Origin of the sequence: Mycobacterium sp. ST-F2 (assembly GCF_001905655.1) — a bacterium.
Lineage (GTDB): Bacteria > Actinomycetota > Actinomycetes > Mycobacteriales > Mycobacteriaceae > Mycobacterium.
In genome coordinates this window covers 1-13,733 of sequence record NZ_JMHT01000067.1, presented here as the reverse complement: position 1 = coordinate 13,733, position 13,733 = coordinate 1, and the positions used below count along the sequence as shown (strand labels likewise).

The window sequence follows — 13,733 nt, the reverse complement described above, 5'->3', positions numbered from 1 at the left end:
CCGTCGCCCAGTGCAGCCCGAAACTGAGAATCTCTTGCTCGAACTAGAACGCCAGATCCGTAAGCACCAGGAAGGCCAACATCTCAGGCGAGAGCATCGATGGTCATGTTGGCGAGGTGCTCCGTCTTCGTAGCGTTCTTGAACAAGCTCGCGGTGTATCCGCTGTACTCGGCCTCGCCCTTCTCGGTCATCGTGTACAGAGCCTTTACCGTCAGGTCGGGAACCTCCGCGAGGACGAGGCCCCAATCTGCAGCGGGATTTTCGATCCCAGTCGAGTCCAGCTTCGCGAACACGACGTGGGCGACAAGACGGTTTCCATGGACGGCGTATCCCCGTTCCCGGTTGCCTAGACCATCTTTCAACTGGTCGAGCTCCGCCTCAACGGCGCGAAGAACCTGGACAGAACGCCACACCCGCAAGTAGATGGTACTGGCGTTGAACAGTGCTTTGTACGGGGCCTTTGACGTGTCGTCCCACAGCCGGCTAACCTCGCGTTTCGCCTGGGTGGCAAGTCCCGATGAATGGGCACACGCGAGGGCCACCGCAGCCTCTGTGAATTCGCAGCCCTTCTCGGGGTCTGGGCGCTCCTCGCCGCTGCGGATGGCGTAAGTGAGGCCGTCGACGGAAAAGTCGTCGCGCAGTCGCGTCTGTTCGGGATCGAGGCCTACGAAGTCGCGGCCGCCGATGACGTTCTGGGTGTTCGTCGCTCGCGTCACGCGTTTTCCGAAGTCGTCCGGAGCGGACTCCAGCGATATGAACCGCACCATGACCCGCACCGCGTCGAGTTCCTGCTGCTTCCCCTGCCGCAGGGCGCGTGCGAGAGTCCCCACGGTCTGCGCCCCATTGACGATGCTGACCCCCTTGAGCCCGAACGTCCCCTGCCGACGTTCAGTGCCGCCAGCAGGGGCCTTGTCAATCGACTCGCACAGCGCCGTGACACCGTTGTTGAAATACCAGAACCGCTCGGGTGATTCCTCGATCGTCTCCAGGACGGATGCGTTGACCTCCGAGTTCGACAGCACCAGGCGAACATTGCGGTCGAACAGATGGGGTCCGTGATCGCGGAGCCAGCCCGCTACCTCCGCGCCGCCGACGTGGCCGTAGACGGCATCGGGAGGACCCTCCAGGCGCCCCCAGTCCGACAGCTCGACAGTGAGATCAATCTGAGCCGAGAGGGTGTCATCGACGAGAAGCTTGTAGACGGCGCCTTGGTTCAGGTACGTGAACAGAGCGACCTCAGTCGGGTCGTTGAGCGTAGTGATGTAGTCGTCCATGTGGGCGGCTACGGCAGGGGCCAGCTGTGGTGTGCCCATCGTCACGAAGATGACCTCGATGCGAAGATCCGTATTGAGCAGTGCGTTGTCCAACTCCGGAACCCGTTGGGCCACCTTATTGTTGAACCGCTCCCATTTCATCGTGACGAGGTCCGACAACCCTTTCTGAAATTTCATCATCTCGTCGAGCGCCGCGCCTCCGCCGTTTCCGGAATCTGTCCACTTCGATTGGACCAGGTAGAGACGCGGGGGCTCCGAATCGACGAACGCGATCGCGTCGACACCGTTGTCATCCGGGCCGTCGGTTACGCACGCGGCGGCGTCTTCAGCGCTGAGACCTGCCACCTTGGTGAGGACGAACGCCGCGAGTGCGCGGGTCAATCGAGCTTGCTCGACGAAGTCGACGCTGTGCTTGCTGAGATCAGAGACGTCGATGTGAGAGTAAGTCGTGTCCTTCAGCCGCCGCTTAATCTGCGCCACGTGCAAGTCGCCCAAGGCCGACCCCTCTCGTCATCGGTAACAGAAGTCTATGGGCACGGACGCCGGCTACTGGACGGCCCGGCTGCGTTCACCCATTCAGAAGTCTTGATCGACCCGGCGCAAGATGTTCGCGAGCATGATCACCGAGTCCGCCGCGATTCCGGCCTCCCGCCGCGTGGGCGCGGTGGAGTGCTTCACGCTGTGTGCCAGCTCGACCACCTTGTTCGCGACGCCGCGGATCGCCTCGTTGTTCTTGCCCGCCAAGGAGTCCTCGACATAGCGGCCGATGCGCTGCTTTGTCTTATCGGCCGGCGGCTCGGTCTCGCCGTCTCGGAGATGCACGGAGGGGTCGTAAATAGTGCGGCTCAGCGCCTCAAGCACGCCAACGGCGCGGTTGCCGACGTCGCGATAGTCCTGCGTGGTGGTGGCGGTGCGGAAACGCCGGCGAAGCTCGGTGAGCTCCTCGTCAACCTTCGGCCAACCCGTCTTGGTGTGCGGCGACACCGCCTCAGCGTTCACAGCGCGGAACTGATCCTCCTCTTGCCGATCCAGCTCAGCCTGAACCGGGTCAAACAGCTCGTTGAGAAGATCTCGGCGGGCTTGCCACGAGTTGTAGCAGCCGTTACGCAACCAATGCGTCTTGAAGGTGGCGAAGTCCCGCCAGGGGAAGCTCAGCGTGATGCCGATTCGCGAGAGGGTCGCGGTGAGGGCGCGCTGGGCAAGGGCGATTTCCTTGTCGTCGAGCGCGTTGCTGCCGTCGGTGCCGAACGCAGTCAGGTTGTCCCACACCAAGTGGGTCAGCGCGATCGCCGCGTCGAGGTCGTCCGCGCCGGCTACGGGGCCGGCGCGCAGCTCGTTCAGCAGGTCCTTCCGGAGCTTCGTCGTGATGGTCGGTTCACTCGACCATGGACTGACCGTTTCGGTCTCCTCGAAGAAGTCATCCGGTCCCATGGGAAGCGACGCTACCGAGGCGGGGTGACATCGCGAACTGTCACTCGCCCGCGAGGGCCCGACCGAACGTGACCGCGAATTCTTTCTGTCGCCCGGACGAAGGGAAAGGGATCCGCATCTGGCTGACCGGAAGGCCTGCAGCGGCCAACGCGGGATATGCCACGCGGAACACGTCGGCCTTTATCAGGATGATGCGTTCGGGTTCCAGCTCGGCAATCCGGTCAAGGAGCGCGGGCACGTAGGGCGACAGGTCGGACCCGTCGACGGGATCAGGCTTGAGGTCGATCAGGAAGATGCCGCGGTCGCGCAGTTGAGCCAGCAGGGATGCCTTGTTGGTCCGGGTCGGCTCTACCTGAGGCAGGATTGCCCGCGCGACCGCTCGAAACAGCGAGTCGTGCTGCGCCACGTCGACAAAGTAGAAGTAGCGGTCGTCAGCGTCAGGTGGCGCTTGGGCCACCAGCAGAAGCCGAACTCTGCTGGGCTGGTACTGCTTGGCGGCCACTGCACGGCGTCGGCGCACCTCGGCGGGACCGGTGTCGTCCTGCTGGGTCTGCGGCGGTGACGCCACGGCGATGGGTTGGCCATACCCTCGCGAGCGACTGGCCGGACCATGAGTGCGGCACCACTGGCGCCCAGGCTTCGTAGGCGGGTGCAGACCGTCGCGGTAGCAGGGACTGTGGTCGAAGTTCGTTCGGGATGCTGGGTGTTGCATGACTTCAATAGTGCTCGTGGTCCTCTTCTTGGTTAATGCAGATCTTCGTCGGCGAATCGCCGGGCCGGAGCCAGCACGGCAACGTCGCGCCCCCGGCGAGTGATCACGAAAGTCCGTCCTTGTTCCGCGTCACTGATGAACCGGCTGAAATGTCGGCGTAGTTCGGTGATGCTGATGCGCGGCAGCAAAGGATCGATCACCGTACGGCCCCAGGATCGGCGACGGCACCGAACATCTCGATCCAACTTTCGAGCTGAGCGGCGGACTCGGTGAGGATCAGCGCGAGAGCACGAGCGTTCTCAATCGTTAGTCCGGAGTCAGGATGGCAATCGAGGTATATGTGGGGGACTTCCGCAGCAGTCTCAAAGCTGCCGTCTTCAACCTGAATCGCGCTGATGCGGACTCCAGCCGTGCATCCGGCGGGGAACCGGTCGGGTGTGTAGACGACGCGGGATGCGATGCCTTGGTCCAACTCCCATTCAGTGCAGAGCGATCCGATTGGGGTAGCGGGCTCCTCACAACTTCGGCTTGACATTGCCACCATCGTCCTTTCTGTACCGCTGGGACTCGCGTGATCGGTTGCTCGGTGCGACTTCGACTTCATCTGGGGGAGTAAGCAGTTCACCCAACACTGCCTGCCGGAAGGGATCCGACGCGCCACTCGGCGATAGGCCGGGAACGATGTTTTGAAGTCGAACGAGGCCCTCTGCAATGACGGTCGCGGCGGGGGATGTTCGTCCCTCCGCCACTTCGTGCCGCAGCGAGATGATGACGTCGGTCAGCGCCACCGCATTGGGGTACCAGGCCGCGGCTTGTCGTGGAAGCATGGACGGTGCTTCCTCGGCTACACCGAGCCGTCGCCTGCGTTGCTGGACATCAGGCGCACGAGAGACCGCCGGCCAGCCTGACCACAGGGAGAAGCAGGTGACAGCAGCCGTGAAGCCGGAGTATGTGGGGCCGCGCCCCCAGCGTCGAATGAGACTACGGTGCTGGCGGTGTGCGCGTTCGATGTCAGGACAGAGTCGGACTGAAAATTGTTGCTGAGCATCGCATCTCAGTGCAGAACTTCCGGTCCATTGCTGGTGTACAGCGCAGAGCACCTGTTCATGACTCGCGAAGACAGTCACTGCTTGGCTTCGACTTTGAGTCTGCGCGGCGGCGCAGTGTCTACATGCGGATCGGATCCCGGCCCGCTGCGAGACGTGGCCGACCAGATGCGGCCATCGCTTGATTGCATGCGGAGTTCGGAGTTCCGGAAGCGCCGCTACCAACCCTCGCTCCGTCAAACCGGTTAGCTCAACGAGGTCCGCAACGAAGTGGGGCTGTCGGGAGAGCTGGGACAGCCAACCGGGTCGCAAGAGGTTCTGATCCGTCACCCGGCGGAGGTAGCTGTTCAGCGTCTCCGAACACATCGGAGAGACGGGCACGGGAAGTCGTTGACGGCCACGACGGGCACCCTCCGGCACTGTCGATGACCGTTCGACATGAGGCGACATCAGCGGGCCGCCCCTGGATCGACGTCGTCGATCGCAATCGAGTCGAGCAGGTCCAACGTGATGGCTTCGGTACCGAAGTCGATGGCGTCGGTGGCTGCATCGACGATCAGATCGCTCAAGGATGCGATTGAGCCGCCAGTGCGGTGGTAGAGGTAGTCCGCATGGCGTTCGAGCATTCCATGCTCATGCAGTGGGAGAGGAAGAATGCGTTCGATGGATGCGACGAGCTGCACCCACTCCTTATGGTCGGCGTCGTTCGAGAGTGAGTAGTTGCTCAGGTTGATGGGCCGGGTGCGCTTTCGCCACTGCTCTCCGTTCTCGCCGCTGAACAGGGGAGCGGTCTCCAACGAAATTCCTGCGAAGAGCATTGTTGCATCGAGGTTTTCGGCGAAAGTCTTGATGTTGTCGGCGACTTCGGCTCCTGCGGCACGATCGGTGTTGAGGCGTTGGACGTCATCGAGGATGACAAACTTGGTGCCGAGGCTTTTCAGCAGTCGCGCCAGGTCCACGAGTCGCTCGTCGGCATTGCTACCTCGCAGCTCGCGCGCACCGACAAAGTCGGCGAGGCGCACCCAGAGTTTGTTCGTCGTTGTCGCCGTGGCGATGGTGGTGTAGACGACGGGCAGGAAGGAGAGGTCGTTCTCCCTGCCACAGGTTCGCCGTATTTCTGCGTCCAGTCGCTTGCCTGCGGCCATCACATCGGTGGTCTTGCCGGTCCTGGGTTCCCCTGATACTCGGATACCGGGCCTGGCTACGAACTTCTTGGCCCGTGATCGGCGAAGCAGCCGCCGTGCGTGGTTGAGGATGCGGGTGAGATCCCGGGTGGGAAACACGCGTTCCTCGTTCAGGTAGTCGATGCGGCGTTCGTTATACGCCGACCGCTCGACGGTGCCGAGAGCCTTGATCTCGTCAACACTCAACGAGGGTCGCTGCGAGTCCGGGGTGGGCTCGTAGGTGCAGTATTCACGCCACTCTTCGCGGGTTGTCGGTGATGCCAAGGTTCACCACCCTTCCGACAGACGCATCGGACGCATGGGCTCAACTGGTCCGACCGTAGACTGAACAACCGGCGCGACCGAAGTGTCGTCGCTTCGTCCGGGCGCAACGACCTCAGCGGGAGGGCCGCCGCTGAGCTCTTGTCGCGCGAGGTTGGCGCGCCCGGCCGACGCTTCGGCACGGGAAAGCGGTCGAGGTTTCGGTTCCGATGGGCCGCCGAGCAATTGACGATGAATCTGCTCCGCGCGCCTGAGCACTTCTTTGTCGGTTGGTTTCTTAATCATGTCCCGACGAATCGCTTTCACCATGTCGATCCCGAATGGAATGGTCGCATAGTCGGCCAGAACCCAGCGGCACTCGATCCAGCCATTGTCTTCGACTTTGCGCTGCCCCTCTGAGTCGAAGACTAGGGACTCGTCTCGCACCCAGATCTGCATCAGGTTGGTGGGGTCGTAGCGCACCTCCCACTTGCCATTCTGTTTGGAATTCAACGATTTCGTTCGTCGCATCTGGTGAAAGCGCGGCGAGTCGGAGTTGTACACAAGGTTCTCCAGGTTGACGCCGTAGCGGTTGATACGACGAAACTTGTTTGGTTTCAGGGAGATCCAATCGTCGCGTGTCATCGTCCGTACTGGAGTTGGTGCCATCTCCGACATCGCTCGATACATGGCATTGGGAGAGAGCTGCATCCGAGGGGCCGCCGTCAGGTGAAGCCCCGAGTGGGGACGGTTCTGATACACCGTGATGACCCATTCGTCGAGCAGCGCCTGAAGTACAAACAGCGGCCACACAATATCCTTCTCCGGGTTTCGGCCCCGGTGGCTGACCGAGCGTCCCTTGTATCCCGGGATCCATCGGACAAAGTCGTCTCCGATGGTCTTTAGCAAGCGTTCGATATGAGGCTTGGCGGTGGGCTGGTGCGGAGCAGCGACCCGAGGGTGCACTCCCCGAAGTTCGGTTGCCTTTTCGAAGGCTTTCGAGACAAAGATCTTGCCACGGTCAACTACGACACCCCGCACATCAATGATGGGCTTGTTCTCGAGTGCCCTATCGAGATCGATCTGAGGGGATAGCCTGTCCGACAGGTAGCTTCGTGCGACGGTCATATTTTCAATCCAGCCTGGCAACATCTGTTGCGGGATGCAGGAGTTGGCCCAGAGTTCAATAGCATCAACGGTTTTGCAGGAGTTCGGGCGAAGAATTGCCGCGGTGATGCTCAGTGTCGCGACGTCGATGCCGGCAGCCAAATCGATTTGGCATGGTTGACCATCGGGCAGTAAGGCCATTGCGTCAAGTGGTGTTGAGTCGAGCTGCACTTCTTCGCCTGGATACAAGGCGACGATCTTCGAGAACGCTCGGTCGGGGCTGTTCGCGTGACTGCGGCGCGACGTCGCATCGCCGGTGGTGTGCTCACCGCGGTCAAGTGCAGCCAGTAAGGCGTACATCGACGACCTGCACGGCACCGGCACGTTGTCGTCACGAAGGCGACGCTCCGCGATTTCGATGATCTGTTTCTTGGTAGGCGTCGACTTGTCTACGTAGTGCGCTTTCACCATCTCCAGGGTGACGATCACACGCTCGTGCACTCCGGACAGACGTACGTGACCCGGCATGCCGCGCTGATCGATACATCCGAGCAGGCCCGCAGTGTTGAAGCGTTGCCACTTACGCCACATAGTGGTCATGGAGACCTGCCGCCCCAGGGTTCGTAACTCGGCACGCTTGTCCGAAAGTCGTTCTTGTACAGTCGCGATCGGGGTACCCGGAGTGGCTTGTCTTTGAGCCGGCTGTTCCATGGCGTGTTTGATACCGGAGAGGTGCTCATACCAGAACTGGGCATCTCGTCGCTGTTCGTCGGTGGCGAGGTCGAGCAGCCTCTGATCGGCGATGCTTGGTCCAGAGGCGTCGGGACCGACGAAGGAATCGTCGCAGAGCAACATCGCTACCGGCAAGGTCAGGTCGCTGCCGTCATCGAGACATTTGAGTCGAAGGACCAGTCCGTCGCTGTCGCGGATATTCCAGCTCTGGCCACGGAGTTCGATGATGTCGCCGATATGCAGTTCGATCACGAGGTGATCACCGTGGTCCAGGTCAGCGGGCGGGCCAGGTCGACGTGAATCTCTCTGTTCCAGATCATGTGGTACGTGCTGCAGATGAGATGGCTTTCGTCGAATTCAGCTCCGTCCGAAGCGTTGTCGATCAGCTCGCCGAACTGCATGCCGTTTCGCCCCGATCGATTTACGCAGATCGTGATAGCGGATCGTGCTTCTGCTGACGGTGCGAACCGCGGATGGTGGTAGGCGCATAGCAGCCGTAGGTTGCGTTCTTCCGTCGGGTCCATAGTTGTGAATTCTTCGTAGCCCCAGCCCAACTCGCGACACGCGTCGCGGGTGCGTTGATGCTGGAGCCGATCTTTCTCGCGGAGACGATCTGCCGGCTTGACGTCGACAACGAGAGCCGATCCGTCGCGTCTTCGGATGAAAAAGTCCGGGGCGTGCCGGTGGTGCGTCTGGCCCTTCGGCCACAGCAGCCAGAACGGGTTGGAGCTGACCGCGATTGCGTCGCCCCGAAAGTCGACCGTCATCAGGGCAGTCATCTCGAACCGCGACTCAAAGCTGACATGGCCTTGTGAACGCGAGAACCAGTACTTGCCTTGATGGGAACGGCGACCACGGTAGGCCGGGAAACTCCGGATAGGCCTGCATAGCTCAAATGACACGCGCGAAACCTCAGGTGTGAGACGGGTTCGTACGCGCTGCCCGGTCTTCGGATCTTGATAAAGCACCATCGTGTAGGGCGCGTCATTGACGGGCAGTGGCCCTTCCGTCGGGACCGACGGCGGCGTCACGGCCGTCTCCACCAGCCATCGGGGCCTGCAGCCCGCGATGGGGTCGGAGGCCAGGATGCAAAGCAGGGGTTGACATCGTGCCGGAAGCGCGCTGAAATAAGCATGTCTCCCTCTCAAGGGTGAAGTAAGCAATTAGCGGCCAAGTGCCGCACCGAAGAAGCCGGGATTCCAGCCCGGCTTTTTCAGCGTCTGGGGAATCTTGATGCCCCGTCAGCGGATCAACCTAGATTTTCTGGGCGGGTGTCACCTCCTGGTAGGCCTGGCCATTCCACTGCCTCCGATGAACGCGCACGTCGGGGACGGTGCGTTGGAGCAGGCTGAAGTGCCCGCCCCACGATCGGAATGGCAACGTAAGTTGAGCACAAACTGACAGATCCGCACAAGGGTTGCAGCAACCATGGCCACCGCTGACTTTGCCGGGAAAGGCTTCGTCCATCGTTCGCCTTCGAGTGAGCCGAGTTTGAATGCCAAAGCCAACCGACTGATGGCTGTTGGTGAGCGCGATGCGGATGTAATTCCACTGCTAGACACCGCATTCGCGCATAACTAGAGGTCACACCCTAATGGCGCACCCACAAACGCACTGATGCAAGTCGCCGATCAGAACCCGGGGTGTTGCCTATAGTTAACACCTACGCGATGTCTCTAGCCAGCAAAGTGGATGCGCACAGATCTCGATAACATCTCTTCGCATTGGGACTCGCCAGCTGCCGCAGTTTGCTGGCAAATGTCTCCAATGCCAGCATCGCGTTCCATCGAGATCTGATTTCGTCCGAGGCCTGTCGGTGCGTCGCGCTATCTTGATCCGATGCGCTGGTTTGCCCGCCCTGATAATCGCTCGCTGGAGCTGAGGGTCGCCCCGCGGCTCGCCTCGTGGAACAAGGCTGACGATCCAGATCAGGTCCGATTGCAGGAGTACCTCGACGATACGGAGGATTTGATCGCTGGCGGCGCACGGATCAGGGGCCCGTGGGCGCTGCGCCTCGACGTCGGTTTACCGAGTTCACGAGACCTGCTCGATGCCAGCGACCTGGATAACTACGCGTATCCGCTCGCATCGCGCCTGCGCGATGTCGACTTGGTGTCGGTGTGGTGCACGAAGCGCCATGGCGAACAATCGTCTGTGCGGATCTGTGCCGCCCGAGAAATTCCTGCGCCCACCGCCGCCGGTGTGGTCGTCGCGACCACTGCGGCTTCTTCCACGAGCGTCGCCTACAAGGAGGCTATCCACGCCGCCGTCTCTGGCGCTGCCGTACTACCGGATGGTCCAGTTCGGCTCGAATTGTCCTTCGTGGTCGGTCCACGTCGCAATTGGCTGAACCTCTGGAAGCAGACGATCGACGCGCTCGACCCCTTGCTGGGTCGTACTCGGCCAGATCGGGCATGGCATCCCCGCGACGGCCGAATCACCGATCTCGGCCTGCACTGCACCGTGGACCAATTCGCCGGCAACAAGGTCGTGGTGGGCATCTACGCATCGGCCGAATCCGCCATTGTTAGCGAGGACAGCTCGTCCGACGTCCCACAAAGACCGGTTGGCGAGTTCGTCGACGTCGTGCCAGCTGATGCACTCGCCGGGGTGGATCAACGCACCCGCGCACACGAATTCCGGAATGACGACGCTGGCTATCTCGCATGGCTCGCCGCCAACCCGGAAGGCTTCGTCGTGAACATCACCCGTAGCTACAACGTGTCTACGGCGCGAGTCCATCGCGCAACGTGCCGCACCATCAGCGGTCAGAATCCGCACAACGGGCCATGGACTGGTGCGTACGTCAAGGTGTGCGCTATTCAGTCGGCGGACGCCGAAGAGTGGGCCGCAAACACCGTGCGAAAGCCCATCCTGCCGTGCGGAACTTGCCGGCCCTGACACGTCTGACCGCAGCGGAGCGTAAAGATGCTCATCTGAGCTCGTCGGACTGGGACGCAGAACGACCCCGTGCGGCCAGTCGCTCGAATTTTGTTGATGCGCTATTGAACTCGGACGCAAGCTGGGCGTAGCCAGCATCCAGGATTTGTTCGTGCATAGCCTCAGCGCCCACCCGAAGCAGAATCCGCAGTACAGCGGCATCCGAGCTGATGTCGCCCGAGGCATAGCCATTGTGGTGTGCCCACTGTCGCAGAACCTCGAAAGCTGGCGATCCCCGATGGAGGAAGGGAGCGATCATCGCCTCGTCTGCGTCGCGGAGAATCAGGCTCACTCGCTTACTCATTGCGAGGCCTTCCTTCGTCCTTGGGGCACATGGATCGCTTTGTTCTCAGCTGGTCCCATCGTCCTCCCGTTGTTCGGTCAATAGGGAGTAAAGCTGATTTTGCGCTGCCGCACTTCGTGTTTCAATCCCCGCCGCCGTAACGTAACGCTGCGATGTCGTCATCGACTCATGTCCGAGGAGTTTCATCAGTGTGTAGACGCTGACATTCGAGGTCGCGAGTTCAGTTGCATAGGTATGGCGAAGTCCGTGCACCAAGGCGCCGGGTACGGGGCGCGCGTCCGGCCCTGCGCGTTTGAACGCGCGCTTGATACGTGACTGTAGAGTGCCACGCGTCATCCGTTCACCGTCCCGACCGACGAATAGCGGGGCGGAATGTGGCCAGCCCGACAATGGCGTACTCTTCGGCGACGATGTGCGCTTCTTGCCCTGAGGAAACCGTCCGGCACGACTGTCCATGTACGTACCGATCACCTCCAGCAGGGCTGATTCGATGGGGACGTTGCGTTCCTTGCCGCCCTTGCCTTTCACATTGATCACCGCGGAGCCATCGTCGAGCGTCCGTATGTCACCGACGTCGACCAGGCGGAGTTCTTCGGCCCGCAGTCCCGCGAGGAGTGCAGTGAGAATGACTGCGAGATCCCTTTCTTTCCAATCTGTTCGGCGAGCATCGGACTCCTGCGTGATAGCAGAGAGCAATGCTTCCACAGCGGTTCGGGGGAGCGCCTTCGGCAGCGGCTTCTTCAACTTGGGTCGTCCGACGAGCTGCATGGGGTTGGCCGTCAACAATTCGTTCGTATAGAGGAAGGTGCACAATACATTCCACGTGGACCAGCAGCGTCGGATGGATGCCGCCTCGTGGTCGGCTGCAAACGCCGCGAACGCTGTACGCATCGAATCGCGAGTTATGTCAGCTGGACTAAGATGGCCCGGCTCACCACCGGTAAGCAGATTGGCAATGGCGACGAAGTCGCGGCGATAGGCCTTCATCGTGTGCGCCGAGGGTTTACTTGCCTGCCGGTGATCTAGGAACTGCTGGAACCACTCGGGGATCTCATCGACGGCTGGCACAACGGCAGCAGCTTCAATAACGCCTTCGTCGACGGAGTAGCCGGGATCGGTCTCGTGCGACACACGGTCAGCCTGGCAGATAAAAGATGGATAATCAACGTTATCCATGTTATTGAGTGTTGCGTGGCTCCAGCCTGGGGGAATAGAGGCCGCTGCATCACCTGCATAACGTCACAGTGACGAATTATATGGTTCGCGCTGGACCTAGAAGGCGCGGAGCGTCCGCCGCTGTCAGGTAGTTCTGGACTGTCGGTCGTCCCGTCCGGCGCTGTCAGATGGTCATGGATTCAGACTCAGCGCTATCGTTACGCCGGCCGAAGATCCGCAGGTGCATGGGCAGGGACCTGGGCGGGTGTCACTGTCAGATAGTTCTGGAACGGAGGGCGAAAATTCGGACAGCTACCAGGTTTTCCCGGATTACTCCCAACTAGTTCCGGATCGGACACCGGGACATGGCACCGCCGCTCTCGCCGCGCACCAGGCTAAAGCCAAGTGCCGATAAGGTACATTATGTCAATTAAAGCCTGGACGTACACCCGCTGAATCACCCCATGGTCGTGTGGCTGTCGGATGACAACCTATTTGAGACTTTGACACCCTAGTTGAGACTCAGTGACAGACAGTTGAGACTGTCGGGCCCGTCAGCTTGTCGTACCCCCGCAATATGGTCTGGCTCATGTCCAGTTGCACGTCCGTGGAGTCATCGGCAGATTCGTCGGCGCAGATCGGGATCGACACGGTCTCGTGGATCACCGCCGACGGGAACGAACGATCGGCTGCAGTGTCGCCCGCCTTGCTTCATGAGCATTTCCACCGAGCTCTGCCCTGGCGTTCCGGCGTCCAGTTTCAGAACCGGCTGAATCGGCATTCGCGGCAGTATTTCGCCTCGCAGCGCACGCATGTGTGGTGCGAATCAGGCTTGGAAGCCGAATCATTGCTGTCGCTGGACTTCGACGGCCTGGTTCGCCAGATCGCCTCGCAGCCCATGAAAATCAGCTTCGCCGACGGCTCGACCCACTTCCCTGACTTCTTCGCCACGCTCCGCAGCGGTGACCAGGTCCTCTATGACGTCAAACCATCGGGTCGCATGACCGATGCGACGGTCGAGCAGTTCGCGAAGACGGCGGACGTGTGTCGCACGGTCGGCTGGAAGCATCAGGTGCTGCACGAATTGCACCCGACCAAGCTGCGCAATCTCGAATGGCTTCGTGCAGCACGGCATACGCGTTATCACCCAACGCAGCCCGAGCTTGACCGGTTGGTCGCGGTGTTCGCCGACGGATGCACATTCCGCGACGGAGCGCTCAAAGCCGATCTCAAGCGACCGTATATTGCAGCCGCACATATTCGACATCTGCTGTGGCACAGGCATTTACGCACTGATTTTGACCAGGTTATTACCGAGTCGAGCCTACTTGAAAGCGTCCACAAGGGAGAACCATGCAACTGCGGAGCGTGAATCTCGGAGATATCGTCACCTGGGATGGCTGCGACTGGATAGTCGACGCCCACGGTGAGCGTGGTACGCGTCTGAACCCCGTGGCAAGCGGCTCGCCCGTCTGGGTCGATCTCGCGACGATCTCCCAGGAAGAGTCCTTCGAGCATCATCATGCAGACACCGAGCATGCCCGGGCGGCGCGCAAAACGGGTCTGCTGCACGAATAGGTGACATCTGAGTTGGCTTGCCCAGCATGG

The 13,733-nt window shown here is 61.0% G+C and carries 13 protein-coding genes; 3 read left to right on the top strand and 10 right to left on the bottom strand.

All coding sequences use genetic code 11. The features are described from left to right. Positions 1-83: 83 nt before the first annotated feature. The 8 genes from EB75_RS22285 to EB75_RS22245 all read right to left on the bottom strand — a co-directional run bounded on the left by EB75_RS22285 (position 84) and on the right by EB75_RS22245 (position 8,757). Complete coding sequence (locus tag EB75_RS22285) at positions 84-1,769, bottom strand: AIPR family protein (RefSeq protein WP_073697445.1); 1,686 nt, start codon at positions 1,767-1,769, stop codon at positions 84-86. 81 nt (positions 1,770-1,850) lie between these two features. Continuing rightward, positions 1,851-2,705, bottom strand: coding sequence for a hypothetical protein (locus EB75_RS22280; protein WP_073697444.1), 855 nt, complete (start codon positions 2,703-2,705; stop codon positions 1,851-1,853). Positions 2,706-2,745: 40 nt separating this feature from the next. After that, on the bottom strand, positions 2,746-3,273 hold the full coding sequence (locus EB75_RS22275; protein WP_073697443.1) for a hypothetical protein: 528 nt from the start codon (positions 3,271-3,273) through the stop codon (positions 2,746-2,748). 176 nt (positions 3,274-3,449) lie between these two features. Next, positions 3,450-3,617, bottom strand: a complete 168-nt coding sequence (locus EB75_RS28545; RefSeq protein ID WP_168176098.1) for a type II toxin-antitoxin system Phd/YefM family antitoxin — start codon at positions 3,615-3,617, stop codon at positions 3,450-3,452. A gap of 315 nt (positions 3,618-3,932) precedes the next feature. Beyond that, positions 3,933-4,205 (bottom strand): hypothetical protein, encoded by a 273-nt coding sequence (locus tag EB75_RS28975; protein ID WP_142239761.1) that lies wholly within the window; start codon positions 4,203-4,205, stop codon positions 3,933-3,935. Positions 4,206-4,912: 707 nt separating this feature from the next. Beyond that, positions 4,913-5,911 carry a TniB family NTP-binding protein gene (locus tag EB75_RS22260; protein ID WP_073697441.1) on the bottom strand — a complete coding sequence of 333 codons (999 nt, stop codon included), beginning with the start codon at positions 5,909-5,911 and terminating at the stop codon, positions 4,913-4,915. 3 nt (positions 5,912-5,914) lie between these two features. Beyond that, positions 5,915-7,978, bottom strand: coding sequence for a Mu transposase C-terminal domain-containing protein (locus tag EB75_RS22255; RefSeq protein WP_083612504.1), 2,064 nt, complete (start codon positions 7,976-7,978; stop codon positions 5,915-5,917). Further along, positions 7,975-8,757: a TnsA-like heteromeric transposase endonuclease subunit gene (locus EB75_RS22245; RefSeq protein ID WP_142239760.1), complete on the bottom strand. Its 783-nt coding sequence runs from the start codon at positions 8,755-8,757 to the stop codon at positions 7,975-7,977. The genes EB75_RS22255 and EB75_RS22245 overlap by 4 nt, the downstream gene beginning before the upstream one ends. Positions 8,758-9,565: 808 nt before the next feature. On the opposite strand from EB75_RS22245, the gene EB75_RS29635 reads away from it, so the two are divergent. Then, a complete protein-coding gene (locus tag EB75_RS29635) occupies positions 9,566-10,627 on the top strand; it encodes a hypothetical protein (protein ID WP_174557708.1) in 1,062 nt (353 codons plus the stop codon). A gap of 31 nt (positions 10,628-10,658) precedes the next feature. Here EB75_RS29635 and EB75_RS22235 read toward each other — a convergent pair whose 3' ends face one another. Continuing rightward, positions 10,659-10,958, bottom strand: a complete 300-nt coding sequence (locus tag EB75_RS22235; protein ID WP_073697456.1) for a hypothetical protein — start codon at positions 10,956-10,958, stop codon at positions 10,659-10,661. A 57-nt stretch (positions 10,959-11,015) separates the two neighbouring features. Beyond that, positions 11,016-12,146 (bottom strand): tyrosine-type recombinase/integrase, encoded by a 1,131-nt coding sequence (locus tag EB75_RS22230; protein ID WP_083612502.1) that lies wholly within the window; start codon positions 12,144-12,146, stop codon positions 11,016-11,018. A 556-nt stretch (positions 12,147-12,702) separates the two neighbouring features. On the opposite strand from EB75_RS22230, the gene EB75_RS28535 reads away from it, so the two are divergent. Further along, positions 12,703-13,497: a TnsA-like heteromeric transposase endonuclease subunit gene (locus EB75_RS28535; protein ID WP_237096977.1), complete on the top strand. Its 795-nt coding sequence runs from the start codon at positions 12,703-12,705 to the stop codon at positions 13,495-13,497. Continuing rightward, a complete protein-coding gene (locus EB75_RS22220) occupies positions 13,479-13,703 on the top strand; it encodes a hypothetical protein (RefSeq protein WP_073697437.1) in 225 nt (74 codons plus the stop codon). Before EB75_RS28535 ends, EB75_RS22220 begins: the two co-directional genes overlap by 19 nt. The last annotated feature ends 30 nt before the right edge of the window (positions 13,704-13,733 follow it).